The 24,636-nt window shown below is 70.1% G+C and carries 29 protein-coding genes and 1 tRNA gene; 20 read left to right on the top strand and 10 right to left on the bottom strand.

The genetic code is table 11. From position 1 onward, the window contains the following. The first annotated feature begins 95 nt into the window (after positions 1–95). The 10 genes from ACFE7F_RS04360 (at position 96) to ACFE7F_RS04405 (ending at position 10,096) form a co-directional block, all read left to right on the top strand. Complete coding sequence (locus ACFE7F_RS04360) at positions 96–1,307, top strand: ATP-binding protein (RefSeq protein WP_375402614.1); 1,212 nt, start codon at positions 96–98, stop codon at positions 1,305–1,307. A gap of 89 nt (positions 1,308–1,396) precedes the next feature. Continuing rightward, the gene (locus tag ACFE7F_RS04365) at positions 1,397–2,443 is read left to right on the top strand and encodes a substrate-binding domain-containing protein (protein ID WP_375402615.1); all 1,047 of its coding nucleotides are present in this window, start codon (positions 1,397–1,399) and stop codon (positions 2,441–2,443) included. Positions 2,444–2,456: 13 nt separating this feature from the next. After that, positions 2,457–3,830, top strand: a complete 1,374-nt coding sequence (gene pstC, locus ACFE7F_RS04370) for a phosphate ABC transporter permease subunit PstC (protein WP_375402616.1) — start codon at positions 2,457–2,459, stop codon at positions 3,828–3,830. Then, positions 3,823–5,109: a phosphate ABC transporter permease PstA gene (gene pstA / locus ACFE7F_RS04375; RefSeq protein ID WP_375402617.1), complete on the top strand. Its 1,287-nt coding sequence runs from the start codon at positions 3,823–3,825 to the stop codon at positions 5,107–5,109. The genes pstC and pstA overlap by 8 nt, the downstream gene beginning before the upstream one ends. After that, positions 5,106–5,873: a phosphate ABC transporter ATP-binding protein PstB gene (gene pstB, locus ACFE7F_RS04380; protein WP_375402618.1), complete on the top strand. Its 768-nt coding sequence runs from the start codon at positions 5,106–5,108 to the stop codon at positions 5,871–5,873. Before pstA ends, pstB begins: the two co-directional genes overlap by 4 nt. 8 nt (positions 5,874–5,881) lie before the next feature. Beyond that, complete coding sequence (phoU, locus tag ACFE7F_RS04385; RefSeq protein ID WP_375402619.1) at positions 5,882–6,583, top strand: phosphate signaling complex protein PhoU; 702 nt, start codon at positions 5,882–5,884, stop codon at positions 6,581–6,583. Positions 6,584–6,618: 35 nt separating this feature from the next. Continuing rightward, entirely contained in the window at positions 6,619–7,311 is a 693-nt protein-coding gene (gene phoB, locus ACFE7F_RS04390; RefSeq protein ID WP_375402620.1) for a phosphate regulon transcriptional regulator PhoB, read from the top strand. Between the two features lie 105 nt (positions 7,312–7,416). Further along, a complete protein-coding gene (locus ACFE7F_RS04395; RefSeq protein WP_375402621.1) occupies positions 7,417–7,953 on the top strand; it encodes a hypothetical protein in 537 nt (178 codons plus the stop codon). 133 nt (positions 7,954–8,086) lie between these two features. After that, on the top strand, positions 8,087–8,983 hold the full coding sequence (locus ACFE7F_RS04400) for an SDR family NAD(P)-dependent oxidoreductase (protein ID WP_375402622.1): 897 nt from the start codon (positions 8,087–8,089) through the stop codon (positions 8,981–8,983). A 75-nt stretch (positions 8,984–9,058) separates the two neighbouring features. Then, complete coding sequence (locus ACFE7F_RS04405; protein WP_375402623.1) at positions 9,059–10,096, top strand: hypothetical protein; 1,038 nt, start codon at positions 9,059–9,061, stop codon at positions 10,094–10,096. On the opposite strand, the gene ACFE7F_RS04410 is transcribed toward ACFE7F_RS04405, so the two are convergent. Both ACFE7F_RS04410 and epsC read right to left on the bottom strand, forming a co-directional pair. Then, entirely contained in the window at positions 10,093–10,434 is a 342-nt protein-coding gene (locus ACFE7F_RS04410) for a DUF2794 domain-containing protein (RefSeq protein WP_375402624.1), read from the bottom strand. The genes ACFE7F_RS04405 and ACFE7F_RS04410 overlap by 4 nt on opposite strands. Continuing rightward, positions 10,434–11,123 carry a serine O-acetyltransferase EpsC gene (gene epsC / locus ACFE7F_RS04415; RefSeq protein WP_375402625.1) on the bottom strand — a complete coding sequence of 230 codons (690 nt, stop codon included), beginning with the start codon at positions 11,121–11,123 and terminating at the stop codon, positions 10,434–10,436. The genes ACFE7F_RS04410 and epsC overlap by 1 nt, the downstream gene beginning before the upstream one ends. A gap of 140 nt (positions 11,124–11,263) precedes the next feature. On the opposite strand from epsC, the gene ACFE7F_RS04420 reads away from it, so the two are divergent. The 3 genes from ACFE7F_RS04420 (at position 11,264) to ACFE7F_RS04430 (ending at position 13,662) form a co-directional block, all read left to right on the top strand. Beyond that, entirely contained in the window at positions 11,264–12,031 is a 768-nt protein-coding gene (locus ACFE7F_RS04420; protein WP_375402626.1) for a sulfite exporter TauE/SafE family protein, read from the top strand. Continuing rightward, the gene (locus ACFE7F_RS04425) at positions 12,028–12,927 is read left to right on the top strand and encodes a hydrogen peroxide-inducible genes activator (protein ID WP_375402627.1); all 900 of its coding nucleotides are present in this window, start codon (positions 12,028–12,030) and stop codon (positions 12,925–12,927) included. The genes ACFE7F_RS04420 and ACFE7F_RS04425 overlap by 4 nt, the downstream gene beginning before the upstream one ends. 99 nt (positions 12,928–13,026) lie before the next feature. After that, positions 13,027–13,662, top strand: coding sequence for a fasciclin domain-containing protein (locus ACFE7F_RS04430; protein WP_375402628.1), 636 nt, complete (start codon positions 13,027–13,029; stop codon positions 13,660–13,662). On the opposite strand, the gene ACFE7F_RS04435 is transcribed toward ACFE7F_RS04430, so the two are convergent. Genes ACFE7F_RS04435 through pgsA form a run of 3 tightly spaced genes read right to left on the bottom strand, consistent with a single transcriptional unit; the run spans position 13,659 to position 14,906 of the window. Continuing rightward, on the bottom strand, positions 13,659–14,099 hold the full coding sequence (locus tag ACFE7F_RS04435; RefSeq protein WP_375402629.1) for a molybdenum cofactor biosynthesis protein MoaE: 441 nt from the start codon (positions 14,097–14,099) through the stop codon (positions 13,659–13,661). The two genes, ACFE7F_RS04430 and ACFE7F_RS04435, sit on opposite strands and share 4 nt — an antisense overlap. After that, positions 14,096–14,347, bottom strand: coding sequence for a molybdopterin converting factor subunit 1 (gene moaD, locus ACFE7F_RS04440; protein WP_375402630.1), 252 nt, complete (start codon positions 14,345–14,347; stop codon positions 14,096–14,098). Before moaD ends, ACFE7F_RS04435 begins: the two co-directional genes overlap by 4 nt. Before the next feature lie 7 nt (positions 14,348–14,354). Next, positions 14,355–14,906, bottom strand: a complete 552-nt coding sequence (pgsA, locus tag ACFE7F_RS04445; protein ID WP_375402631.1) for a CDP-diacylglycerol--glycerol-3-phosphate 3-phosphatidyltransferase — start codon at positions 14,904–14,906, stop codon at positions 14,355–14,357. Positions 14,907–15,042: 136 nt separating this feature from the next. Here pgsA and ACFE7F_RS04450 point away from each other — a divergent pair, with 136 nt between their 5' ends. Next, the gene (locus ACFE7F_RS04450; protein ID WP_375402632.1) at positions 15,043–16,353 is read left to right on the top strand and encodes an MFS transporter; all 1,311 of its coding nucleotides are present in this window, start codon (positions 15,043–15,045) and stop codon (positions 16,351–16,353) included. On the opposite strand, the gene ACFE7F_RS04455 is transcribed toward ACFE7F_RS04450, so the two are convergent. From ACFE7F_RS04455 to ACFE7F_RS04465, 3 genes are all read right to left on the bottom strand, one after another. Then, the gene (locus ACFE7F_RS04455; RefSeq protein ID WP_375402633.1) at positions 16,335–16,499 is read right to left on the bottom strand and encodes a hypothetical protein; all 165 of its coding nucleotides are present in this window, start codon (positions 16,497–16,499) and stop codon (positions 16,335–16,337) included. The two genes, ACFE7F_RS04450 and ACFE7F_RS04455, sit on opposite strands and share 19 nt — an antisense overlap. Positions 16,500–16,582: 83 nt before the next feature. Next, positions 16,583–17,338 carry a molybdopterin-dependent oxidoreductase gene (locus ACFE7F_RS04460; protein WP_375402634.1) on the bottom strand — a complete coding sequence of 252 codons (756 nt, stop codon included), beginning with the start codon at positions 17,336–17,338 and terminating at the stop codon, positions 16,583–16,585. After that, positions 17,335–18,168 (bottom strand): cytochrome b/b6 domain-containing protein, encoded by an 834-nt coding sequence (locus ACFE7F_RS04465; RefSeq protein WP_375402635.1) that lies wholly within the window; start codon positions 18,166–18,168, stop codon positions 17,335–17,337. Before ACFE7F_RS04465 ends, ACFE7F_RS04460 begins: the two co-directional genes overlap by 4 nt. Positions 18,169–18,272: 104 nt before the next feature. Here ACFE7F_RS04465 and ACFE7F_RS04470 point away from each other — a divergent pair, with 104 nt between their 5' ends. Both ACFE7F_RS04470 and ACFE7F_RS04475 read left to right on the top strand, forming a co-directional pair. Beyond that, the gene (locus ACFE7F_RS04470) at positions 18,273–18,470 is read left to right on the top strand and encodes a hypothetical protein (protein ID WP_375402636.1); all 198 of its coding nucleotides are present in this window, start codon (positions 18,273–18,275) and stop codon (positions 18,468–18,470) included. 37 nt (positions 18,471–18,507) lie between these two features. Then, positions 18,508–19,635 (top strand): AI-2E family transporter, encoded by a 1,128-nt coding sequence (locus ACFE7F_RS04475; protein WP_375402673.1) that lies wholly within the window; start codon positions 18,508–18,510, stop codon positions 19,633–19,635. 60 nt (positions 19,636–19,695) lie between these two features. Here ACFE7F_RS04475 and ACFE7F_RS04480 read toward each other — a convergent pair. Together ACFE7F_RS04480 and ACFE7F_RS04485 are read right to left on the bottom strand one after the other, a co-directional pair. Further along, positions 19,696–19,771: transfer RNA gene (locus ACFE7F_RS04480), tRNA-Ala, on the bottom strand. Between the two features lie 113 nt (positions 19,772–19,884). Next, positions 19,885–20,205, bottom strand: coding sequence for a TIGR02300 family protein (locus tag ACFE7F_RS04485; protein ID WP_375402637.1), 321 nt, complete (start codon positions 20,203–20,205; stop codon positions 19,885–19,887). 87 nt (positions 20,206–20,292) lie between these two features. On the opposite strand from ACFE7F_RS04485, the gene aroA reads away from it, so the two are divergent. The 4 genes from aroA to ACFE7F_RS04505 are packed head-to-tail and all read left to right on the top strand — an operon-like array spanning position 20,293 to position 24,477. Then, complete coding sequence (gene aroA, locus ACFE7F_RS04490) at positions 20,293–21,645, top strand: 3-phosphoshikimate 1-carboxyvinyltransferase (RefSeq protein WP_375402638.1); 1,353 nt, start codon at positions 20,293–20,295, stop codon at positions 21,643–21,645. Then, entirely contained in the window at positions 21,642–22,280 is a 639-nt protein-coding gene (locus tag ACFE7F_RS04495) for a (d)CMP kinase (RefSeq protein ID WP_375402639.1), read from the top strand. The genes aroA and ACFE7F_RS04495 overlap by 4 nt, the downstream gene beginning before the upstream one ends. Before the next feature lie 12 nt (positions 22,281–22,292). Continuing rightward, positions 22,293–23,900 (top strand): NAD(P)/FAD-dependent oxidoreductase, encoded by a 1,608-nt coding sequence (locus ACFE7F_RS04500; protein ID WP_375402640.1) that lies wholly within the window; start codon positions 22,293–22,295, stop codon positions 23,898–23,900. Between the two features lie 13 nt (positions 23,901–23,913). Continuing rightward, positions 23,914–24,477 carry a pseudouridine synthase gene (locus ACFE7F_RS04505; RefSeq protein WP_375402641.1) on the top strand — a complete coding sequence of 188 codons (564 nt, stop codon included), beginning with the start codon at positions 23,914–23,916 and terminating at the stop codon, positions 24,475–24,477. The last annotated feature ends 159 nt before the right edge of the window (positions 24,478–24,636 follow it).

Genomic DNA, 24,636 nt, shown 5'->3' on the forward strand with positions numbered 1-24,636 from the left:
TCACAAGCGTGAAACAGCCGCAAGCGGGCCCGCGGTACCGATTCGGCACGGCCGCCGGTCGCCCCGCGCGCCCTTCTGCGATAGGGCCTGCCGCGATGCCGTCGCGCCCCGATTCCCGTCTGCTGTGGGCGCTCGTCCTCGCCCTGGTCACCGCGATCGTCACAGGCGTCGTGGGCGATAGCCTGCAGGCCGCGCTGATCGCGGGCGTGGGTGGGGTGGCGGCGGTGCTACTCGGCGGGCTCGAGCACGCGGAGTCGCCGTCCGCGGCCGAGCCCGAGCCGGAGCGACTTCCCGAGCTGCTCGGCCAACTGCTCGACGCGGTGGTGCAGCCGGTGCTCCTCGTCGAGCAAGGCCGCGTGCTGTTCGCCAACCGCGCCGCGGTCGCCGAGCTCGGGCGGCACATCGTCGGCGAGGACGTGCGCGTCGCCATCCGGCATCCCGCGGCCGCCGCGCGACTCGGTACGGTGGGCGCCGTGCCGGTGGAGCGCCCGATCGAGCTGGTCGGGCTCGGCTCGATCGACCGGCGGTGGGAGATGCGCGTGGGCGAAGCGGGATCGTTCCGCATCGTCCAGCTGATCGACCGCACCGGCGCCTACGCGGCCGAGCGGATGCGGATCGACTTCGTCGCCAACGCCTCCCACGAACTGCGCACTCCGCTCGCGTCGATCCTGGGCTTCATCGAGACGCTGGGCGACGAGGCGGGCGCGGACCCGGATGTCCGCGCGCGCTTCCTGAAGGTTATGTTCGACGAGGCGCGGCGGATGCAGCGTCTGGTCGAGGACCTGATCTCGCTGTCCCGGATCGAGGCGGAAAAGCACGAACTGCCGAGCAGCGCGGTCGACATCGCGACGCTGGTGGCGGAGGTGCGCGCCGAAATCTTCGACATGGGCGACGACCGCGGCCATGCGGTCGCGCTCGATCTCGATCCGGACGTTCCATATGTTTGCGGCGACCGCGCGCGACTGTCGCAGATGCTGCACAATCTGATCGGCAACGCGGTGAAGTATGGGCGGCCCGGGACGCCGGTGAAGATCGCGCTCCGGCGGGACGGCGGGATGGTGCGGCTGGCGGTCGCCGATGAAGGCGAAGGCATCGCCGCCGAGCATATCCCACGCCTGACCGAGCGCTTCTATCGCATCGACGCCGGGCGGAGCCGGACCCTGGGCGGCACCGGCCTGGGCCTCGCGATCGTCAAGCACATCGTCGAGCGGCATCGCGGTCGTCTGGACATCGCGAGCAAGGCCGGGGTTGGCACCACCGTGACGGTACTGTTGCCGACAATGGACGACGTCGTCACAAATCTGTAGGAAGATCGTCACATAAGCGTGAAGCTACGCTGCTAGTTCGGCTGGACTGCGGACGCCGTACGGACGCTCGCTACCCGGAAAACCGAAGTTTGCGCGTCTTCGTCACCCTCCTCCTCGCATGCCTGCCGCTCGCCGCGTGCCATGATCAGGCGCGTGGCGGAGGCGCGGGCGAGCGTCACGAGATCAGGGCGGTGGGATCGTCCACCGTCTATCCGTTCACGACGCTGATCGCCGAACAGTTCGTCGCGAGCGATCCGGCCGCCGCCGCCCCGGTGATCGAGGCGACCGGCACCGGCGCGGGTGTACGGCTGTTCTGCGCGGGCCTGGGCGCAGGGCATCCCGACATCGTCAATGCGTCGCGCCGGCTGACCGCGGGCGAGTACCGCCGCTGCGCCGCGCGCGGGGTCGGCCCGGTAATCGAAATCCAGGTCGGCATCGACGGCGTCGCCTTCGCCGAGGCGCTGAACGGTCCGCGCCTCGCGCTCACCCCCGCCCAAATCTATCGCGCGCTCGCCGCGACGCCCGGCGGTCGGCCCAATGCCGCGCAGCGGTGGAGCGACATCGATGCGGGCCTGCCCGCCGTCCCCATCAGCATCTACGGCCCGCCCGCGACGAGCGGAACGCGCGACGCGCTGGTCGACCTGATCATGATCCCCGGCTGCGAGGCCGCCGACCCGGACGCGCGAGCGCTGGCCCGCAGCGACCCGGACGCATATCGCGCCCGCTGCGCCCGGGTCCGCGAGGACGGGGCCTATGTCGACGCCGGCGAGAACGACAATCTGATCGTACAAAAGCTGGCCGCCAACCCGACCGCGATCGGGGTGTTCGGATATAGCTATCTCGAGGAGAACGCGGCGTCGGTGAAGGGCGTGCCCGTCGGCGGGGTGCTTCCCACCTACGCCGCGATCGCCGACGGCAGCTATCCGGGATCGCGGCCCCTGTACCTGTACGTCAAGCGCAACCACCTGGCCGCGGTACCGGGGCTGCGTCGTTTTCTGCGGTTGTACGCGGCGGGCTGGGCGCCCGGCGGTCCGCTCGCGCGGCGCGGGCTGATCGCGGCACCCGCGCCCGTCCGCGCCGACGCGGCCGCGGCGATCGCGACCGAGCGCCCGCTCGACCCGGCGACGCTTCGATGAGGAGCGGCCAGCGGTGACGACGGGCGCGCTGTTTCTACTTCTGGCCGGGCTGGCGCTGGTCGGCTGGCTGTCGGCGCACGCACGGGCAGCGGCGTTCCGGCGCGGCGATCGACGGTTCGGCTCGCTGCCCGGCCACCATGCCGCGCATGTCGCGCTTTGGTGCCTGCTGCCGCCGCTGCTGTTCCTGGGCGTCTGGTCCGCCGTGTCGCCCGGGCTCGTCACCGACGCGGTGCTGGCTACGCCCGGAGCCGCGCAGCTGCCCCCGCCCGGCTTCGACCGCGCGTCCATCCTGTCCGAAGCGCGTGGGCTCGCCGTGGGCGACGCATACGGCGCGTTCCAGCCGCTCGCCCGCGCGCTCGCGCCCGCCTACGCCGCCGCGCAAAGCCGCTACGATTGGATCGCGACCGCGCTGGCGCTGCTGCTGGCGTTCGGCGGCGGCGGCTACGCCTTCACCCGCGTACGGCCGGACTTTCCCGCGCGTACCCGGACGGAACGGGTCGTGATGGCCGCGCTGCTCGCGGCGTCGCTGGTCGCGATCCTGACGACGATGGGCATCGTCATCTCGCTTGTCTGGGAGGCGGGGCGCTTCTTCGCGCTGGTGCCGGTCACCGACTTCCTGTTCGGCACGCATTGGAGCCCGCAGGTCATCAACCCACGCGATCCGGGCGCGTCGCTGGGCGCGGTGCCGCTATTCTGGGGCACGTTCTTCATCGGCGCGGTGATCGCGATGGCCGTGGCGCTTCCCTTCGGCCTGCTCAGCGCGGTCTATCTGACGCAATACGCCACCCCGCGCGTGCGGAGCTGGGTCAAGCCGCTGCTCGAGATGCTCGCGGGCGTGCCCACGGTAGTCTACGGCTATTTCGCCGCGCTGACCGTCGCGCCCGCCGTACGCGACTTCGCGGTCGGGATCGGCGTCGAGAACGCATCGTCGGAGTCGGCGCTGGTCGCTGGATCGGTCATGGGGATCATGATCATCCCGTTTATCTCGTCGCTCGCCGACGACGCGCTCGCCGCCGTCCCGTATGCGATGCGCGACGGCAGCCTGGCGATGGGCGCCACCCCGTCCGAAACGATCCGCCGCGTGCTGCTGCCCGCCGCTTTGCCCGGCGTGATCGGCGGCGTGCTGCTGGGCGTCAGCCGCGCGATCGGCGAGACGATGATCGTCGTCATGGCCGCGAGCGGGGTCGCCACGCTGACGCTCAACCCGTTCGAAAGCACCACCACCGTCACGCGCCAGATCGTCGACCTGCTGACCGGCGAGGCGGAGTTCGACAGCCCCAAGACGCTCGCCGCCTTCGCGCTCGGGCTGACGCTGTTCGCGATCACCTTCCTTCTCAACATGATCGCGCTGTCGGTCGTGCGCCGGTACCGGGAAGCGTATGAATAGCGCGGTCGCCATCGACACCCGTCCGCTCGATCGGCGTCCGACCGACTGGTCGCACGCCGCCATGCGAGGGCGCGTCCGCCGTCGGTACCGCGCCGAGCGCCGGTTTCGGCTGCTCGGGCTCGGGGCGGTGCTGCTTTCGGCCGGGTTCCTGGTCTTCCTGCTCGGATCGATGCTCCTGCAGGGGGCGAGCGGGTTCCTGGAGACGCGGGTCGCCATGCCGATCGACTTCGCCGCTCGTCCGCTCGGGCTCACACCCGCGCGGCTGAAAGGCCGGGGTGCGGACCTGGCGCTCGCGGGCGCGGGGCTGGAGGGCTTGGTCGACGACGCCGCGATCGGCGCGTTCGGCCCCGATCTGGGCGCGCGCATCCTGTCCGACGGCGCTTGGGTGCGCGTGCGCGAGGCGGTCAAGGACGATCCGTCGATGCTGGCGCGCCGCGTCGTGCTCGACCTCCCCGTCGCGAGCGCGCTCGATATCGCCGCCAAGGGGACCGGCACGGTCGCGGCCGAAGCGGTCGTGGCCTCGCTCCGGTCGGACGATCTGCTGTCGACCGGGGTCGATCGCGATTTCCTGTTCGCGTCCGATTCGACCGACCCGACGCGCGCCGGGATCTGGGGCGCGCTCAAGGGATCGCTGCTGACCATCGCGGTCACGCTCGCGCTCGCTTTTCCGGTCGGGCTGCTCGCGGCGCTGTATCTGGAGGAGTATGCGCCGCGGAACCGGTTCACCGACCTGATCGAGGTGTCGATCAACAATCTCGCGGCCGTGCCGTCGATCATCTTCGGGCTGCTCGGGCTGGCGGTGTTCCTGGGCACGTTCGGCCTGCCGCGCTCCGCGCCGCTCGTGGGCGGGCTGACGCTCGCGCTCATGACGATGCCGGTGATCGTCATCGCCGCGCGCAACGCGATCAAGGCGGTGCCGCCGTCGATCCGCGACGCCGGGCTCAGCGTCGGCGCGTCGCCGGTGCAGGTCGTGTTCCACCATGTCCTGCCGCTCGCGATGCCCGGCGTGCTGACGGGCACGATCCTGGGGCTGGCGCGCGCGCTGGGCGAGACCGCGCCGCTGCTGCTGATCGGTATGCGCGCCTTCATCGCCGCGCCGCCCGGCGGCGTGACGGAGCCCGCGACGGTGCTGCCCGTACAGATCTTCCTGTGGTCGGACGAGGTCGGGCGCGGCTTCGTCGAGAAGACGTCGGCGGCGATCGGCGTGCTGCTCGTCGTGCTGCTCGCCATCAACGCGCTCGCCATCCACCTCCGCAACCGTTTCGAGACCCGCTGGTGAGCAACTATCCTCCGAAGATCACCGCGACCGGCGTCAACGTCTGGTACGGCGCGGTGAAGGCGATCGACGACGTGTCGATCGACATCGACCAGGACCGCGTCACCGCGCTGATCGGCCCGTCAGGCTGCGGCAAATCGACCTTCCTGCGCACGCTGAACCGCATGAACGACACGGTCGCCAGCGCGCGCGTCGAAGGCGACATCCGCCTGGATGGCGAGGACATCTACTCGCCGCGCATGGACGTGGTGCAGCTGCGCGCGCGCGTCGGCATGGTGTTCCAGAAGCCCAACCCGTTCCCCAAATCGATCTACGAGAACGTCGCCTACGGTCCGCGCATCCACGGCCTCGCCCCCTCGCGGACGGACCTGGACGGCATCGTCCAGACCTCGCTCAAGCGCGCCGGGCTGTGGGACGAGGTCAAGGACCGGCTGACCGAGAGCGGCACCGCGTTGTCGGGCGGCCAGCAGCAGCGGCTGTGCATCGCCCGCGCGATCGCCGTCGATCCGGAGGTGATCCTGATGGACGAGCCATGCAGCGCGCTCGACCCGATCGCCACCGCCAAGATCGAGGAGCTGATCCACGCGCTGAAGGGGCAATATGCGATCGCGATCGTCACCCACAATATGCAGCAGGCCGCGCGCGTCTCGCAGGCCTGCGCCTTCTTCCATCTCGGCCGACTCGTCGAATACGGCTCCACCACCGAGATCTTCACCAATCCGCGCGAGGACCGCACGCGCGACTACATCACCGGCCGGTACGGGTGAGCGCCCCCATGAACGAACATACCGTCAAGGCCTTCGACGCGGAGATCGGTGAGCTGCGCGGCCTGATCTCGCAGATGGGCGGGTTGGCCGAGGACGCGATCGCGCGCGCGATGCTGGCGCTCCAACGCGGCGACCTGGCGCTTGCGGCCCAGGTCAGGGCCGACGACAAGGCGATCGACGCGATCACGGCGGAGGTCGAGCGGCTCGCGGTCCGCATCATCGCGCTGCGCGCCCCGCTCGCCAACGACCTGCGTGAGGTGGTCGCCGCGCTCAAGATCGCCAGCGTCGTCGAGCGGATCGGCGATTACGCCAAGAATATCGCCAAACGCGTGCCGATGATCGAGGGCGAACATGGTGGAGTCGGCCGGATCGAGCCGATCTCGATCCTCCCCGCCATGGGCCGCATGGCCAGCGAGATGGTCCACGACGTGCTCGACGCGTTCGCCGCCCGCGACCCCCAGGCCGCGGTGCGGGTATGCGAGAGCGACAACGCGCTAGACGATTTCTACGACTCGATCTTCCGCACGCTCGTCACCTTCATGGTCGAGAACCCACGCACGATCAGCCAGGTCGCACACCTGCTGTTCGTCGCCAAGAACCTGGAACGCATCGGCGACCATGCCGGCAACGTCGCCGAGATGGTCTATTTCGCCGCCACCGGCACGCAGATCGCCGATCGCCTGAACCGGCCCCAAGATCCGCATCTATGACCGATATCCTCCCGAGCAACGGAAAGGCTTGAGAAATGCCCCGCGCCAAGATGCTCCTCGTCGAAGACGACGCCGCCCTGTCCGAGCTGCTCCATTTCCACTTCACCCGCGAGGATTTCGAGGTCCGCCGCACCCCCGACGGCGAAGAGGCGCTGCTGCTCGCACGCGAATCGACGCCCGACATCGTGCTGCTCGACTGGATGGTCGAGGGCCTGTCCGGGATCGAGGTATGCCGCCGCCTGCGCCGCACGCCCGAAACGCAGAACGTCCCCATCATTATGCTCACCGCGCGCGGCGAGGAGGAGGACCGGGTGCGCGGGCTGGAGACGGGTGCGGACGATTACGTGACCAAGCCCTTCTCCCCGCGCGAGCTGGTGGCGCGCGTCGGGGCGGTGCTGCGCCGCGTCCGTCCCGCGCTCGCGGGCGAGGCGCTGACCTACGCCGACATCGAGATGGACACGGTCGGCCACAAGGTCCGCCGCGCGGGCCAGGTCGTGCCGCTCGGCCCGACCGAGTTCCGGCTGCTCAAGCATTTCCTTGAACATCCCGGCTGGGTGTTCTCGCGCGAACGGCTGCTCGATGCGGTGTGGGGGCATGACAGCGATATCGAGTCGCGCACCGTCGACGTTCATATCCGGCGGCTGCGCAAGGCGATCAACATCGGCGAGTGCGCGGACGTGATCCGCACCGTCCGGTCGGCGGGTTATGCGCTGGATGCGGGGAACTGAGGCGCGCGCGACCGGTGCGGGGGCGAAACGAGGACACAACCGGTAACTAGTGCGTTCACCATCCTGCGCGAACGCGACGTTGCGCTCGAAATCAGGAGTATCCCGATGAAGCACCTTCTTCTCGCCGCGGCCGCGTTGATCGCCGCTCCCGCCCTCGCCCAGACGACCGGCGGCACGACGGACGGCGGCACCGGCACGATGTCCGGCACGCCGCAGACCTCGACCGAGTCGCCCACGACCGCGTCCGGCCAGACGATGGAGGGCCAGACCGGCTCGACCACCCCGGCCCCGACCGACGGCACGGCGACCCCGCCAGCCGCGGACCAGACGATGCAGACGGCCCCGACCGATCCCGCCGCGCAGGGCCAACCGATGCAGCCCGCTCCGACTGACCCCGCCGCGCAGGGTCAGCCGATGCAGGGAGCGATGCAGCCGCCGATGGGCGCCGCCGGGGGCTCGCCGATGATGGCGGCTCCGGGCACGGGCGGCATGATGGGCGGTGCGGGCATCGCCGCGCAGCCGGTCGCAGCGCCCGAGGCGGCCAACCCGAACCCGCCGGTCTGCCGCGCGGGCCAGTTCGACGATTGCATCCAGGCCGCCTCGTCGCGCGGCAGCCGCAGCCGCTCGCGCCGCCGTCGCTGAGGCGAGGCGTCGCGTAGCGCGACGGATCGCCCGGCCGGCGTCGGGTCCGCCGACGTCCGACGGAGCGAGCCGGTTGCGCTGAACGGACCGGGAACTAGAGAGGGCGCTTCTTTTCGAAGGAGCGCCCTTTTCCATGTCCATCCGCTTTGAAGGCCGCGTCGCCATCGTCACCGGCGCGGGCGGCGGCCTCGGCCGCGCCTATGCGCTCGAACTCGCCCGGCGCGGCGCGAAGGTCGTCGTCAACGATCTGGGCGGCACGCGCGACGGCACCGGCCAGTCCGACGCTGCGTTGCGGGTGGTCGAGGAGATCGAGGCAGCGAGCGGCGAAGCCATGGCAAACGGCGGCAACGTCGCCGAGTACGACCAGATGGTCGCCATGGTCACCGCCGCCCGGGAACGCTGGGGCGGCGTCCATATCCTCATCAACAATGCGGGTGTGCTTCGCGACAAGAGCTTCGCCAAGATGGAGCCCGCGGATTTCGAGTTCGTGGTCCGCGTCCATCTGCTCGGCTCCGCCTACGCCACCAAGGCGTGCTGGGACGTGATGCGCGACCAGAACTATGGCCGCGTGCTGATGACCGCGTCGTCGACCGGATTGTTCGGCAATTTCGGCCAGGCGAATTACGGCGCGGCCAAGATGGGGCTCGCCGGTCTCGCCAAGACGCTGGGCATCGAAGGCGCGAGAAACGACATCCGCGTCAACACGATCGCCCCGACCGCGGGCACCCGCATGACCGCCGACCTGTTCCCCGACGCCGCGTTCGAGGCGTTCGCACCCGAGAAGGTGGCCCCCGCCGCACTGTACCTGGTGTCGGAGGACGCGCCGTCCGGCGTGATCGTCGGTGCCGGCGCGGGCGTCTTCCAGGCGTCCCATGTCACGCTGACCCAGGGCGTCCTGCTGCAAGGCGACGAGTTGTCGCCCGAGGGCGTCGCGGCACGCTGGGCCGAGATCACCGATCGCACGGGCGAGATCGTGCCCAAATCCGGCGGAGAGCAGGCGATGTCGATCGGGCGGAAGCTCCAGGGGTGACGCCGCCGGCGATCAAGGTGTATTGATCAAGCGACACACCGGGAGTAGGCCGGCTTCGACGACAGGGGAGCAGGCATGTATAGCGAGTCCGACATAGACGGAGCGGTCGCCGCCGGGGCGCTGTCGCCCGAGGGCGCGCGCGGGTTGCGCGACCACATCGCCGCTTCCCGCGCCGCGCCCGCGGTCGACGAGGAAAGCTTCCGCCTCCTTTCCGGCTTCAACGACATCTTCGTGTCGATCGCCATCGTCCTGCTCCTGGCCGCGCTGCTCCAGATCGGCACCAGCATCGATGCCGCGCGGTGGCTGGGCGGGGCAGCCGTTGCCGGGGCGTCGTGGGCGCTTGCCGAGTATTTTACCGCGCGCCGCCGCATGGCGTTGCCGAGCATCCTGCTGCTGCTCGCCTTCGTCGGCGGCGTCGGCGCGGCGCTCGCCGGGTTGATCGAGGCGATCGAACCCGACCTGTCCGAGCGTCAGGGCGCGCTCGCGGTGGCGGGCGTGGCGCTGACCGCGGCGGGCGCGGCCTGGGCGCATTGGCGCCGGTTCGCCGTGCCGATCACCGTGGCCGCCGGCATGGTCGCGGCGGTCGGCGTGCTCGCCGGGCTGTTGGTGGCGGCGGTGCCGGACGCGGTCGATGCGGTCTGGCCGTTGCTGCTCGTCGCCGGGCTCGGCGTGTTCGCGGTGGCGATGCGCTGGGACCTGTCCGACCGCGAGCGCCGGACGCGACGCGCCGACGTGGCGTTCTGGCTCCACCTCGCCGCCGCGCCGATGATCGCGCATCCGATCTTCAAGTTGTTGGGCGTGTTCGACCGGGAGGTGACCGTCGCGACCGCGCTGGTGGTGGTCGCGCTGTACCTGTTCTTCGCGTTCGTGGCGTTGGCGGTCGATCGGCGGGCGCTGCTCGTTTCGGGCCTCGGCTACGTCCTATACGCGATGATCGCGCTGTTCCGCACGGCCGGCGCGGTGGAACTGAGCTGGGCGCTGACCGCCTTCGTCATCGGCTCCGCACTGCTGACGCTGTCCGCTTTCTGGCATCCGATGCGCGCGAAGGTCGTCGGCACGCTCGGCGATCTCGGACGCCGCCTGCCTCCGACCACGAGTCCCGCGACCGCTTAGTCGACGAGCTTCAACAGCCGCCGTTCCAGCGGTGCCAGTATGCTCGCCAGTTCGTGACCGCGCTTGAGCACCGCGCCCGCCTCGCCGACCAGCGCCCACATGCCCTGCTTGCCGCGCAGGTCGGGGCGTTTCTCGATCCGGTATTCCGGACGCTCGGCCGCACGACGGAAGGCGGCGAACACCGCGGCGTCGCGACCGAGTTCGATGGCATAGTCGCGCCACATGCCCGCCGCGACCATGCGGCCATACACGTCCAGGATGCGCGTCAGCTCGGCTCGGTCGAACCCGATCTGCGTGACAGGCCCGCGCGGCAGCGGAAACGGTGTGACGACGCCCACTAGGCCCGATCTCTCCCGACGCCCCGCTCGCCCTCGCCGCTGAGCGCGTCCAACTGCTTGCGCAGCTGCTCAAGCTCGCAGCGCAGCAGCTCGATCTTCTGCGTCTGCGGGTCGAACATCTCGGCGCACGGCGTGCCGTAGGGCACGAACTTGCGCGGCGACGCGGCCCCTCCGTCGACCATCGTGGGGCGCGCCGGAATGCCGACCATCACCGCGCCCTCGGGAACGTCGCGCGTGACCACCGCGTTCGCGCCGACCCGCGCGCGCGGACCGACGATGATGGGTCCGAGCACCTGCGCGCCCGACCCGACGATCACGCCGTCGGACAGGGTCGGATGACGCTTGCCGGCAACGCCGTTGTCCGGGCTGGTCCCGCCCAGCGTCACGCACTGATAGACCGTGACGTTGTCGCCGATCTCCGCCGTCTCGCCGATGACCACGAAGCCGTGGTCGATGAAGAAATGCCGTCCGATCTTCGCGCCGGGATGGATGTCGATCGCCGTGGTCGCGCGCGACCAGTGGTTGACGCACCGCGCCAGGAAGAACAGCCGCCGCCGGTACAGCCGGTGCGCGACGCGGTGCCAACCGAGTGCCCACACGCCGGGATAGGTCAGCACCTCCGCGCGACTATGCGGGGCCGGATCGCGCGCCCGGATCGAATCGAGATAGCTGGCAAGGCGTCTGAACATGAACGCTCCCTTATCCGCACAAATAGGCCAGGACTGACGCGATTTCCAGCATGCGCCCGGCTCGCCGCTTTACCCGCCTAAACTCCACCTCGCTTGTGGGAATGGCGCGCGGCGCTAGGGGCGGAGGCGAAAGGACGCGGATGCCCGACCTCGCCACCATCGACTGGTCCGCCATCGTGCCGTTCGTCGCGATCGGCTTCGCCGCGCAGATCATCGACGGCGCGCTCGGCATGGCGTTCGGGGTGGTGTGCAACGTGCTGCTCGTCGCGGTGCTGGGGATCGCGCCGGCTCGCTCCTCGGCGAACATCCATCTCGTCGAGGTTTTCACGACGGCCGCTTCCGGTATCAGCCATGCGCTGGCCGGGAACATCGATCGCGCGCTGTTCCTGCGCCTGCTGCTGCCCGGCATGGTCGGCGGCGTGACGGGCGCATACGTGCTTATCAATCTCGACGGCGACACGGTGAAGCCATACATTTTAGGCTATCTCGTTCTGATCGGCGTCTATCTGCTCGTGCGCGGCATCCTGTTCCCGCCCAAGCCCGCCAAGCCCAAGGTCGTCGAGCCGCTCGCGCTGGTCGGCGGGTTCCTGGACGCGGTCGGCGGGGGCGGCTGGGGACCGGTCGTCACCTCAAACCTCCTCGTCCAGGGCGTCGAGCCGCGCCGCGTGATCGGCACCGTCAGCGCGGTGGAGTTCTTCCTGACCATTACCGTGTCGGCGACCTTCATCTACCATTTGGGGTTCGAGGCGTTCGCGCTCGCCACGGTCGGGCTCATCGTCGGCGGGGTCGCCGCCGCCCCGCTCGGCGCGGTGATCGCCAGGCGCGTGTCGACGAAGGCGCTGTTGATCCTGGTGGGCGTCGTGCTGATCGCGACGAGCGGATACGGCTTCGTCCGCGCGGTGTTGTGACTGCCACCTACACGCCGACGCTCAAGCAGCTTCACTACCTCGTGGCGCTCCGCGATCACGGCCATTTCGGACGCGCGGCGGCGGCGAGCTTCGTCACGCAATCGACGCTGTCGGCGGGCTTGCGCGAGCTGGAGACGCTGCTGGGCGTGACCCTGGTCGAGCGCACGCGCCGCGTGGTCCGCTTCACCCCCCTGGGCGAGGCGATAGCGGACAAGGCCCGCCGCGTCCTGCGTGAAGCCGACGAGCTCGGCGACCTCGCGCGCGCATCGGGCGGGCCGTTAGCGGGCGATCTGCGCATGAGCGTGATTCCGACCATCGCGCCCTTCATCCTGCCCCGCATGCTCCCGCGCCTGCGCCGCGATTATCCCGAGCTACGTCTGTACCTGCGCGAGGAGCCGAGCGGTCCGGCCTGCGAGGCGCTCCAGGCGGGACGCGCCGACTGCGTGCTCCTCGCCCTCCCCTACGCCTGCGGCGACGTGACCGCGTTTCCCCTGTTCGAAGACCGGCTTTTCGTCGCTTATCCGGGTGACGACGACGACGCCCCGCCGATGCTGAAGCCGGGCGATATCGACGAGACGCGGCTGCTGATGCTGGAGGACGGGCATTGCCTGACCGAGCATACGCTGGCCGCGTGCGACCGGCCGGAAATGCGCGCGCAGGCACGGATGGTCGGCACGTCGCTCCACACGATGGTGCGGATGGTCGACGGCGGGCTCGGCGTGACCATGCTCCCCGAAATGGCGCTGACCGCGGGCATCCTCGACGGCACGACCGTGGCGACGCGCCCGCTCGACGTCCCGCACGCGGCGCGCACGGTCGCGCTCGCCTGGCGACGCGGATCGCCGCGCGAGCGCGACTTCCACCTGCTCGCCGAAATGTTCGCCGACGGAGTCTGAGTTAACCGCGCGCAACCATTTCGGGCCGGAGACGTATCTCGGGGCGTGCGGAGTTTATCGCACGGGGGCCGAACGCGTCCCGTCACTCAGGAGAGACTCATGTCCCATCCCCGCCTTCCCCTACTCGCGCTCGTCGGGTCGCTCGGCCTTGCCGCCTGCGCGCCGATGAACGCCGACACAGCCGGACCCGCGGCGACGAGCGATCCCGCGACGGCCTCCGGCAGCAGCGCAGCGGCGAGCGCGGGCGCCAACCCGACCGTCGGCGGCGCGCCCATGATCGCCAGCCGCACCATCGTCCAGAACGCCTCCGCGGCCCCCAACCTGTCCACGCTCGTCGCGGCGGTGAAGGCGGCAGGCCTGGTCGAAATGCTGTCGGGTCCCGGCCCGTTCACCGTCTTCGCGCCGACCAACGACGCCTTCAGCCGCCTTGCTCCCGGCACGGTAGACACGTTGCTCAAGCCCGAGAACAAGGCGTCGCTGACCAAGGTCCTGACGTACCACGTCGTGTCCGGCAACGTCTCGGCCGCGCAGCTGCAGCAGCAGATCAGCGCGGGCGGCGGCACCGCCACGCTTTCGACCGTGGCAGGCGCGCCGCTGACCGCGCGCGTCGAGAACGGCAACGTCACCCTGACCGACCAGGGCGGTAACAAGAGCTATGTCGAAACCGCCGACGTGCGCCAGTCGAACGGCGTCGTCCACGTCGTCAACGGCGTGCTCGTCCCGACGCTTCCCTAACCGGTCCAGCGCGCGGCGGCGGCTCCGTCGTCGTCGCTCGCTTCGACCCAGCGGTGCTCAGGCCCCCGCGTCTCGCGCTTCCAGAACGGCGCGTCGGTCTTGAGCCGGTCGATCAGGAACGCGCAAGCCTCCAGCGCCGCCGCCCGGTGCGCCGCCGCCGTTCCGACGAACACGATCCGCTCGCCCGGCCGCATCGGTCCCACCCGGTGGACGACGCTCACCGCCGCCAGCGACCACCGCCCCCGCGCTTGCTCCGCCAACCCGGCGAGCATCGTCTCGGTCACGCCGGGATAGTGCTCCAGCTCCAGCAACTCGACGCCGTCGTCGGCGCGCACCAGCCCAGAAAAGCTGGCGATCGCGCCGATCCCCGCCGGCTCGATGCGCCCGAACTCGGCGGCGACGTCGATCGGGTCGGGCGAGACCCGGATGTGGATCACCCGCCCGTCACCGGCGGAAACAGCGCGACTTCGTTCGCGTCCCCGAGCGGCGCGTCCAGCGGCACGAACGCCTGATCCACCGCGGCGCGCAACCGTGCTGGCTCCGCGAAAGCCCGCGCATGGCCCTCGCTGCGCCCGGCCAGCCACGTCACGAGCGCGGCCACCGTCGCGACCTCGGCGGGCGGCGACACGCGTTCCTCGTCCACCCCCACCAGCTCGCGGACCCAGGCGAAATACAGCACCCGCACCCCGTCGTCAGTCCATGTGCTTCAGGCCGACGCGCAGGTAATCCCACCCCGTCATCAGCGTCAGCACCGCGGCTCCCCACAGGCTCGCCAGGCCGACGGCAGCGATCCAGCCCTCGCCCGGCAAAGCGCCGGCCAAGATCATCGCACCCAGCGCGATCAGTTGCAGCGTCGTCTTCCACTTGGCGAGCTGCGACACGGGCACCGATACCTGCACCTGCGCCAGGAACTCGCGCAGGCCCGATACCGCGATCTCGCGCAGCAGGATCACGAGCGCCGCGATCACATGGATGCCCGCGATCACCTGCGTCGCCACCAGCATCAGGATGACGGCGGCGACCATGATCTTGTCCGCGATCGGATCCAGGAACACGCCCAACCGCGACACCGCCCCTTGCGCGCGCGCCAGGTACCCGTCGAAATAGTCGGTGATCCCCATAGCGCAGTAGAGCACGAACGCGATCCCGTACCCCAGCTCCCACCGCGGGTTCCACAACAGCGCGACCAGCAGCGGCAGCGCGACGATCCGCGACAGGGTCAGCAGGTTGGGCAGCGTCCACATCGCGCGCGACCGTAGCGCCGGGCCCGCCCGCGCGATAGCCCGCCAGGGGTTTCAAAGACGGCTTTGGCGTTGGCGCGGCGCGAGCGCTGGGCTATGTCGCCATCGTTCCCGACACACCAAGGCCGGCCGTCAACCCATGATCAACGCCCTTGGGCTATTCAAGCGACGCCGGTTCCTGCCCCTGTTCGCCACGCAGTTCATGGGGGCGTTCAACGATAATCTGTTCAAGACGTCGATGGTGCTGTTCGCGACCTACCGCATCTTCGCGGACGAGCGGCAGGAGGGGTTCTTCAACGCGCTGGCCGCCGGGCTGTTCGTGCTCCCGTTCTTCCTTCTGTCGGCGCTGGCGGGGCAGCTCGCCGACTCGAACGACAAGGCGCGCATCATCCGCGTCGTGAAGCTGGCCGAGATCGGCATCATGCTCGTCGGCTGCGCGGGGCTCGTGCTCGCGAGCACGGGCGCGGTTACGGCGCCGCTCGTGCTGATGCTCGTCGCGGTGACGGGCCTGGGCGTCCATTCGACCTTCTTCGGCCCGATCAAATACGCGATCCTGCCGCAACATCTGGACGATGACGACGTGCTTGGCGGCACGGGGCTGGTCGAGGCGGGGACGTACCTGTCGATCCTGCTCGGCACGATCGTCGCGGGCTTCGTCTATCAATCGGCCTTCATCGTCGCCGGACTGACGCTGGCGATCGCGGTCGGCGGTTACCTGATCGCGCGCGCGATACCGCCCGCCCCCCGGCTCGGCCCCAAGCTGGTGATCGACTGGAATCCGGTGCGCGCGTCCTGGCGGTTGATCGCGGCGACGGTGCACATCCGCCGGCTGTTCCTGGCGATCTGCGCGATCTCGTTCTTCTGGACGATCGGCTCCGTCCTCATTATCGCTTTTCCGCCGCTGGTGAAGAACGTCCTCACCGCCGACGCCGGGGTCGCCAGCCTGGTGCTCGCGGTCTTCTCGATCGGGGTCGCGATCGGGTCGGTGGTGATCAACCTGCTGCTCAAGGGCACGATTTCCGCGCGTCATTCGCCGGCTTCGGTGATCGCGATGGGCGGGGCGGTGCTCGCCTTCTGGGCGGCGGTGCGGCTGTGGACGCCTGCGGCGGGCGGGCGGCTATACGGCATCGGCGAGTTCGTCGCCCAGCCCCAGGCCGCGCCCGTGCTGCTGGCGCTGCTCGCGGTGGCGGTGTTCGGCGGCATGTTCGTGGTGCCGCTCTACGCGTTCCTGACGACGACCGTCCCCAAAGACCAGACCGCGCGCACGGTAGCGGCGAACAACGTCGTCAATTCGGGCGCGATGACCGTCGGGTCGCTCGCGGTCGCCGCCATGACCGCGGCGGGCGTCACGGCCGAGCAGTTGCTGCTGCTCGTAGCGGGCATGTGCCTGGTCGCCGCCTGGATCGCGGCTAAACTACACCGGGCGTGCGATCACGAGATGAATGTGTAGAAGCAGGTGAAGAAGGCCGAAAAGCTCAGCACGAACAACCTCCAATCATTGTCCTGGTCAGGCACGCGCTTGACCTCGGGCGGCGGCAGGTTGCGGCGGAAAGGGTGACCGGCACCCTCGCTGGTCAGGACTAATCTTCTGGTCATGGCGGACCCGTTAACAAACGGTTTACGAGGTCGACCAGCGTTAAAGAAGGTTAAAACTGTCCCGTCCTAATAAGGGACAGCGCCTAGATACCCGCGTACCAGGCGTAGTCGTTCGAATCCTCCCAGTAGCCGCCCTTGCCCGCGCCGATCCCGGCCAGGCTCGCCACCGCTTCGACGCGCACGACATACTTGGCGTGCTTGTAGCCGAGCTGGCGCTCGACCCTCAGCCGGATCGGCGCGCCGTTGGCGATCGGCAGCGTCCGCCCGTTCAGCCCCCAGGCCAGGATCGTCTGCGGGTGGAACGCGTCGACCAGGTCGATGCTCTCGTAATATTTGCCTGGCCCGTAATCGTCGGCGCAGTGAAACACGATGAACTTGGCCGCGGCTAACAGCCCCGCCTCGTTCAGCAGCCCGCGCAGCGGCGTCCCCATCCACCGCCCGATCGCGCTCCACCCCTCGACGCAGTCATGGCGCGTGATCTGGGTGCGCGCAGGCAACGACCGGAGCCGGTCCAGCGACACAGACAACGGCCTCCGAACGAGCCCGTCGACCCGCAACCGGTAATCGGCGAAATTCCCGGCCGCGAGCACGCGGTAGTCCGCCGCCGCCGGATCGCGCGTACCGTTGGCTCGGAACACCGGCGACAAATCGGCGGCCGTGAACTCCCTCGCGAGCGCTCCCCGATCCGACACCAACCGCGTGAAGTCGGACGTCAGACCCTCCGCGCCCTCGGTGAAGCCGCGAAAGGCGGGCGTCGCCGCGATCCGGTCGCATCCGGACAACAGCAGCCCGCCCGCGCCCAGCCCGATCGACCCGACGAGCCCGCGCCGCGTGATCATGCCGCATCCTCCTTGACCGCGCGGACATGGAACCAGCCCGTAATCATCGACCGCATCTCGTTCACCGGTCCCGCCAGCACCACCAGCACGAGATGGACGACGATGAACCCCGCCAGCCCGGCGGTGCACAGGAAGTGGATCGACCGAGCCGACTGCCGCCCCCCGAACAGATCGAGCATCCACGGCCAGGCGGCGTTCAGCCCCGGCGACATGCTCACCCCCGTCAGGATAACGACGGGCAGCAGCACGAACAGCACCAGCCCGTAGGTCAGCTTCTGGAGCACGTTGTAATGCGCGGTCCCGTCGGTCGGGTGGAAACGCAGCCGCAGATGGTCGGTCACATCCTTCCATAGATGTCGGGGCGTCAGCTCAGCGCGGTGCGGCAGCAGGTCGCGGCGGATGTGCCGGTTGAAAGCGCTCCACAGCAGATAGCCGAACGTCGCGACCACGAAGAGCCACGCCACCGACAGGTGCCACCGCCGCGCCGCCGCCAGATTGTACCCCGACGGGATCGTCGCCCACCACGGAAAGGCCTGCGTCCGCTCGACGCCCTGCCGGTCGGTCCACCGTCCCAGCACGCCCGTGGTGGGGATGCGCGTCGACCCGATCACCACCTGCCCGCCCGTCGCTGTCGGCCCGATCTGGAGCCACGCGGCATCGGTATTTGCCCCGTATTGCCCCCAATAGAGCCTCGGGTGCGCGTTGAAGATCATCAGCCCGCTCATCAGCATGACGACGAGCACGACCGCGTTGACCCAGTGCCAGACACGCGTCGACACGCGGTGACGATAGATGCGGTTCGGTCCGCCGGTCGTCGCCTCGTCGCTCAATCCCAACCTTCCGGTCCCGTCGCCGGAGCATATAGGCGCATTTGGACCCGATCGTGAGGGCCGGGCACGTGCCGGGCGACGACCGACACCGAACGGAGCAAGGCATGCCGAGAAGAAGCTTTCTGACCGGCACGGCCTGCGCGACCGCCGCACCTGGCCCTGATGATGTGGCGACCCTGTGGCCGCCCGGGCGCAAGCCCGTCCCCGTCGCGAGCTACATCGCCGATAGCCCGCTCGACCTCGCCCGGTCCGACGTCGTCCACGCCAGGCTGGGCGCTCCGATCGCCGAAGCGGTCGGCTGATGCGGAACCAAAGTCGTTCCACGCGCGTCACGTGAATATGCCTAATTTCGTCCAGCAAGCCGAACTGCTCGACGCCGATGCCGGTCCGCGATCCGCGCGCAAGGATGGTCTGGAACAGCGCGTGTTCCGCGCGACCGCCGTCGTGCTCGCCACGGTCGCCGCGGCCTACGTGCTCTGGCTGCTAGTGGACCTGCTTCTGCTGCTCTTCGCTTGCGCGCTCGCCTCGCTGATCCTGCTGACGATCACCAACGCGATCCGCAGGCGCACGCAGCTGCCGTTCGGCATCTCCCTCGGACTGACCGTCATAGGGCTGCTTGCCCTCATCATCGGCGCGGTGACGTTCTTCGGCGCGACCATGCAGGGCGAGTTCGCCGAGCTTGCGACGCGCCTACCCGCCGCCTGGGCCGGTCTGCAGGCACGGATGCAGGGCTCCGTGATAGGCGCGACGATCCTGGAGCGCGCGCAAGGCCTCGCTCCCAGCGGTCAGACGATCATGAACGCGGCCACGACCGCGCTGGCTGCGATCGGCGGCGCATTGTCGGGATTGGCGATCGTGCTGGTCGGCGGCCTCTATCTCGCGGCGCAGCCGACGCTCTACGCGGTCGGCCTGCTCCGGTTGTTCCCCAAGGGCGCGCAAGGACCCGCCGCCGAGACCTTCGACGCGATCGCCGTCTCCCTGCGCAATTGGTTAAAGGGTCAGGCGCTCGGCATGCTGTTCGTGGGTGTCGGCACCGGGCTGGGCCTGTGGCTGGTCGGCGTGCCCGCGGCTTGGGCGATCGGCCTGGTCGCCGGCCTAGCCGAGTTCGTGCCCTATGCCGGCATCATCCTGGCGGGCATCCCGGCCATCATCCTGGGGTTCGGTCAGGGCACCGACACCGGCCTGTGGACGATCGGCGTGCTGCTCCTCGTCCAGCAGCTTCAGGGGAATCTCGTTATGCCGCTGCTGCAGAACAAGATGGTCGACTTGCCGCCCGCGATCACGATCTTCGGCATCATCGCGGCGGGCATCCTGTTCGGCGTCGCGGGCGTGCTGCTGGCGACGCCGCTCACGATCGTCGTGCTGGTGCTGGTGCGCCGCCTGTATCTCGACGAGGAGAAGCACGAAGTGCTGGCGAGCAACGAACCGCTACCACCTCCGCCCGTGACCGACCCGCACACAGCCTAACCGACCAGAGACGAATTGCCATCGGTGAAAGCTTGTGAATCAGGCCGCACAGGGCCTGGATGGTGGAGCCGAGGGGGATCGAACCCCTGACCTCTGCAATGCCATTGCAGCGCTCTCCCAGCTGAGCTACGGCCCCATATCGTACCGGATCGGTTCTATTTAAGACACCCGGTCCGGGAGATGCGCCCCTAGCGAGGCTCCTCCGGCTTGGCAAGCGGCGGCGTGCGCACCGCCTCTCGCCCGCCCCGCTCAGCTCTCGTCGTCTTCCTTGTTCGTCTCGACGCCCAGATCATCGTCCCCGCCCAGATCGACCTCGTCGTCGGCCGACGGCTCGCCGTCATCCGCCGCCAGGGCCTCCGTATCCTCGTCGCCGCCCGCCAGAGCCGCGTCCTTGGCGGGATCGGCCTTGACGATCTCGTACGCCATCGGCTGCTTGGACTTCAGGATCGTCTCGGGCTGGAACGTGTTCGAGCACTCGATGCAAGTGACGGGATCGTTCTTGCCGAGGTCGTAGAAGCGCGTCGCGCATTTCGGGCACGTGCGCTTGGTGCCCCATTCCGGCTGGATCATGCCAGGGTGCCTTTCGGATCGGTTCGGGTGGATGGCGCGCGCCTTGCCATGGGGCGACCCGGCTGTCAAAGCGCCCCGCCTCACCCCATGCCGCATGTCCCCGTCCCCAGAACCCCCCTCCCCCGACGCATCGCCGCGAGCGGTCCGCTCAGGGGTGAGATCGCCGTTCCCGGCGACAAGTCGATCAGCCACCGCGCGCTGATCCTGTCCGCGCTGGCGGTGGGCCGCAGCCGCATCGCGGGCCTGCTGGAGGGTGAGGACGTCCTCGCCACCGCCGCCGCGCTCCGCGCGATGGGCGTGGGCATCGAGCGTACCGGCGAGGGCACCTGGACCGTCGACGGCGTCGGCGTCGGCGGCCTGCTCCAGCCCGCGGGCGCGCTCGACATGGGCAACAGCGGCACCTCCGCGCGCCTGCTCATGGGCCTGGTCGCGAGCCACCCGATCACCGCCACCTTCACCGGCGACGCCAGCCTGTCCCGCCGCCCCATGGCCCGCGTCGCGGATCCGCTGCGCACGATGGGCGCGGATGTCTTCGCCAGCCCGGGCGACACGCTGCCGCTGATGGTGCGCGGCCTGTGCCCCGCGGTGCCGATCGCCTACACGCTTCCCGTCGCCTCCGCGCAGGTCAAGTCCGCGATCCTCCTTGCGGGCCTGAACACGCCCGGCATTACCCGCGTGACCGAGCCCGTCCCCACCCGCGACCACAGCGAGCGCATGCTGACGGGCTTCGGCGCGCACGTAACCGTCGAGGATACCCCGGAGGGTCGCGTGATCTCGCTGACCGGTGAGGCCGAACTCCGACCGCAGGACATCGTCGTCCCCGGCGATCCCTCGGCGGCCGCCTTCTGGCTGGTCGCAGCCGGCATCGTGCCCGGCTCCGACCTGCTCGTGCGCGGCGTGGGGCTGAACCCGACCCGCACAGGCCTGCTGACCGCGCTTCGCCTGATGGGCGCGGACATCCAGGAAGCGAACCCGCGCACCGTCGGCGGCGAACCCGTCGCCGACCTCCGCGTCCGCCACGCGCCCCTTCGCGGGATCGAAGTGCCGCTCGAACTCGCGCCCTCGATGATCGACGAGTACCCCGCCCTCTTCGTCGCCGCAGCCTTTGCGCACGGCCGCACCGTCGCGCGCGGCGCGGCCGAGTTGCGCGTCAAGGAGTCGGACCGCATCGCCGCCATGGCCGCCGCGCTCGGCGCGAACGGCGTCCCGGTCGAGGAGCATGACGACGGCCTGACCGTCCAGGGTTCCTGCGGCGACCCGATCCCGGGCGGCGGCACCGTCGCCACTCGCCTCGACCACCGGATCGCCATGAGCATGGCCGTCGCCGCGCTCCATGCCCGCGCGGCCATTACGCTCGACGACGCGTCGCCCGCCCTGACCAGCTACCCCGCCTTCTTCGCCACCCTCGCCGACATCGCCACCCAGGAGTCCGCCGCTTGATCATCGCCGTCGACGGTCCCGCCGCGAGCGGCAAGGGCACGGTGGCGCGCGCGCTCGCGCGTCATTACAACTTGCCGCACCTCGATACGGGCCTGCTCTACCGCGCGGTCGGCTACACCGTCCGCCGGCTCGAGCTCGATCCCCGCAAGGAGGCCGACGCGGTCGCCGCCTGCGACCTGGACGAGCTCACGCTCGCCGACCCGGCGCTGCGCGACGATGATGTCGGCCAGCTCGCCTCGATCGTCTCGGCGCATCCGCTCGTCCGCGCCGCCCTGTTCCAGCGGCAGAAGCGCTTCGCGAACCAGGTGGGCGGCGCGGTGCTCGACGGGCGCGATATCGGCACAGTGATCGCGCCGGACGCCGACGCCAAGCTGTTCGTGAAGGCAAGCGCCGCTGTCCGCGCCCGTCGCCGCTTGGCCGAGCTGACCGCGCGGGGCCGGGAAGTAACCTACGAGCAGGTCCTGGCCGACATCCGCGCTCGCGACGCGCGCGACAGCGCCCGGTCGACCGCGCCGCTCACCCAGGCCGCCGACGCCGCCTCGCTCGACACCAGCGCGCTGTCCATCGACGCCGCCGTCGCGCGCGCGGTTGCGCTGGTGGAGGGCCGGGTGCGCGGGCGGTCCACCGCCGCCTGATCGCCCCGCGAAATGCTCCGCCTCACCGAACTGACGCTGCCGCTCCATCATCCCGACGAGGCGTTGCCCGCCGCGATCTGTCGGCGGCTGCGGATCAAACCGCGCGAGCTGGTGCGCCACGTCGTCGCGCGCCGCGCCCACGACGCGCGCAACAAGCACGACATCCAGCTCGTCTATTCGGTCGACGTGAACCTGCGTGACGAGGCGGCGGTGCTCGCCCGCTGCCGCCGCGACCGGGGCGTCGCGCGCACCCCCGACACCCGCTATCGCCCTTCCCCACCCGCCCCGGCGGACGGCCCCCGCCCCGTGGTGATCGGCGCGGGCCCGTGCGGTCTCTTCGCGGCGCTGATCCTGGCGCAAGGCGGTCACCGCCCCATCATCCTCGACCGCGGCAAGCCCGTGCGCGACCGGACCAAGGACACCTGGGGCCTGTGGCGGCGCGGCGTGCTCGACCCCGAGTCCAACGCCCAGTTCGGCGAGGGCGGCGCGGGCACCTTCTCCGACGGCAAGCTCTACAGCCGGATCAAGGACGCCCGCCATCTCGACCGCAAGGTCCTGACCGAATTCGTCGCGGCCGGCGCTCCCCCCGAGATCCTGACGGAGGCGCGTCCGCATATCGGCACCTTCCGCCTGGTGACGATGGTGGAGCGGATGCGCGCGTCGATCGAGGCGCTGGGCGGCGAGTACCGCTTCTCCACCCGCGTCGATGGGCTCGACATCGACATGCGCGGCGAGCGCCGGATGCGCGGGCTCCACCTGAGCAACGGCGGCTATCTGGAGGCGAGCCATGTGGTGCTCGCGGTCGGCCACAGCGCGCGCGACACCTTCGCGATGCTCCACGCCGCGGGCGTCCATGTCGAGGCCAAGCCGTTCTCGATCGGCGTGCGGATCGAGCATCCGCAATCCTGGATCGACCGGGCGCGTTTCGGCGCGAACGCCGGCCACGAGGTGCTGGGCGCGGCGGAGTACCATCTGTCGCACCATTGCCGGAACGGCCGCACCGTCTACAGCTTCTGCATGTGCCCCGGCGGCACCGTGGTCGCCGCCACGTCGGAAGAGGGCCGCGTCGCCACCAACGGCATGAGCCAATATTCGCGCAACGAACGCAACGCCAACTCCGGGCTGGTGGTCGCGGTCGATCCCGCGCGCGACTTCCCCGGCGATCCGCTCGCTGGCATCGCGCTCCAGCGCCACTGGGAGGGGATGGCCTACCTCGCGGGCGGATCGAGCTACCGCGCGCCCGCCCAGCGGCTAGGCGATTTCCTGGCGGGGCGGCCGTCGGAAACGCTCGGGTCGGTCGTCCCCTCCTACCGGCCGGGCGTCGAGCCGACCGACCTGGCGCGGTGCCTGCCCGGCTATGCGGTGGACGCGATGCGCGAGGCGTTGCCCGTCTTCGGCCGCCAGATCCCCGGCTACGATCACCCCGACGTCGTCATGACCGGCGTCGAAACGCGCACCTCCTCGCCGGTCCGCCTGGCGCGCGGCGCGGACGGGCAATGCCTGAACACCGCCGGGCTGTGCCCCGCGGGCGAGGGTGCCGGCTATGCGGGCGGCATCCTGTCGGCGGCGGTGGACGGGATCAAGGTCGCCGAGGCGCTGGCCGCCAGCCTCGCCCGCTAGCGCCGCGCGGGCGATGGCGCGGCTGATCCTGTTCAACAAGCCCTACGGCGTGCTCTGCCAGTTCACCGACGAAGGCCCGGCGGGCGGCGGACCGCCCCGCCCGACTCTCGCGGACTTCATCGACATGCCCGGCGTCTATCCCGCCGGCCGTCTCGACCGCGACAGCGAGGGCCTGCTGCTCCTGACCGACGACGGCGCGCTGCAGGCCCGGATCGCCAACCCTCGCTTCAAGATGCGCAAGGAGTATCTCGTCCAGGTCGAGGGCGACCTGGGCGATCCCGCGCTCGCGGCGTTGCGGCGCGGCGTGCAGCTTAAGGACGGCCCGACCCGCCCCGCCGAAGCCGAGCGCATCCTCGCCCCGCCGCCATGGCCCCGCGACCCGCCCGTCCGCTACCGCAAGACGGTCCCCGATAGCTGGCTCCGACTGACGATCACCGAAGGCCGCAACCGCCAGGTCCGCCGCATGACCGCCGCCGTCGGCCACCCGACGCTCAGGCTCGTGCGCTGGAGGATCGGCGACTGGACGGTCGAGGGCCTAGCACCGGGCGAGTGGCGGGAGGTTGCGCCGGCGATGTAGCCGGATCCATCGGCGGCCTCCTCCGTTACCGACGCTTACCGGGCATCACAGCCGCTTGGTCGTGACATCCTTCCGCAAATGTCCGCACCGATCGAAAAACCAGCAATCGCCATACACTTGCCCACAGCCGGATAGGCTGACACACAGCCGTCGAACAGG

The sequence above is a fragment of the uncultured Sphingomonas sp. genome (assembly GCF_964235535.1).
Taxonomy (GTDB): Bacteria; Pseudomonadota; Alphaproteobacteria; order Sphingomonadales; family Sphingomonadaceae; genus Sphingomonas.

Excerpts from the sequence above, each read along its gene's own strand:
- epsC (WP_375402625.1), bottom strand. The coding sequence starts at position 11,123 with ATGTTCAGACGCCTTGCCAGCTATCTCGATTCGATCCGGGCGCGCGAT.
- pstA (WP_375402617.1), top strand. The coding sequence starts at position 3,823 with ATGAATAGCGCGGTCGCCATCGACACCCGTCCGCTCGATCGGCGTCCG.
- pgsA (WP_375402631.1), bottom strand. The coding sequence starts at position 14,906 with ATGTGGACGCTGCCCAACCTGCTGACCCTGTCGCGGATCGTCGCGCTG.
- ACFE7F_RS04420 (WP_375402626.1), top strand. The coding sequence starts at position 11,264 with ATGCCCGACCTCGCCACCATCGACTGGTCCGCCATCGTGCCGTTCGTC.
- ACFE7F_RS04405 (WP_375402623.1), top strand. The coding sequence starts at position 9,059 with ATGTATAGCGAGTCCGACATAGACGGAGCGGTCGCCGCCGGGGCGCTG.
- ACFE7F_RS04455 (WP_375402633.1), bottom strand. The coding sequence starts at position 16,499 with ATGACCAGAAGATTAGTCCTGACCAGCGAGGGTGCCGGTCACCCTTTC.
- aroA (WP_375402638.1), top strand. The coding sequence starts at position 20,293 with ATGCCGCATGTCCCCGTCCCCAGAACCCCCCTCCCCCGACGCATCGCC.
- ACFE7F_RS04505 (WP_375402641.1), top strand. The coding sequence starts at position 23,914 with ATGGCGCGGCTGATCCTGTTCAACAAGCCCTACGGCGTGCTCTGCCAG.
- phoB (WP_375402620.1), top strand. The coding sequence starts at position 6,619 with ATGCCCCGCGCCAAGATGCTCCTCGTCGAAGACGACGCCGCCCTGTCC.
- ACFE7F_RS04395 (WP_375402621.1), top strand. The coding sequence starts at position 7,417 with ATGAAGCACCTTCTTCTCGCCGCGGCCGCGTTGATCGCCGCTCCCGCC.
- ACFE7F_RS04500 (WP_375402640.1), top strand. The coding sequence starts at position 22,293 with ATGCTCCGCCTCACCGAACTGACGCTGCCGCTCCATCATCCCGACGAG.
- ACFE7F_RS04485 (WP_375402637.1), bottom strand. The coding sequence starts at position 20,205 with ATGATCCAGCCGGAATGGGGCACCAAGCGCACGTGCCCGAAATGCGCG.
- ACFE7F_RS04470 (WP_375402636.1), top strand. The coding sequence starts at position 18,273 with ATGCCGAGAAGAAGCTTTCTGACCGGCACGGCCTGCGCGACCGCCGCA.
- ACFE7F_RS04400 (WP_375402622.1), top strand. The coding sequence starts at position 8,087 with ATGTCCATCCGCTTTGAAGGCCGCGTCGCCATCGTCACCGGCGCGGGC.
- ACFE7F_RS04430 (WP_375402628.1), top strand. The coding sequence starts at position 13,027 with ATGTCCCATCCCCGCCTTCCCCTACTCGCGCTCGTCGGGTCGCTCGGC.
- ACFE7F_RS04360 (WP_375402614.1), top strand. The coding sequence starts at position 96 with ATGCCGTCGCGCCCCGATTCCCGTCTGCTGTGGGCGCTCGTCCTCGCC.
- ACFE7F_RS04450 (WP_375402632.1), top strand. The coding sequence starts at position 15,043 with ATGATCAACGCCCTTGGGCTATTCAAGCGACGCCGGTTCCTGCCCCTG.
- ACFE7F_RS04475 (WP_375402673.1), top strand. The coding sequence starts at position 18,508 with ATGCCTAATTTCGTCCAGCAAGCCGAACTGCTCGACGCCGATGCCGGT.
- phoU (WP_375402619.1), top strand. The coding sequence starts at position 5,882 with ATGAACGAACATACCGTCAAGGCCTTCGACGCGGAGATCGGTGAGCTG.
- ACFE7F_RS04460 (WP_375402634.1), bottom strand. The coding sequence starts at position 17,338 with ATGATCACGCGGCGCGGGCTCGTCGGGTCGATCGGGCTGGGCGCGGGC.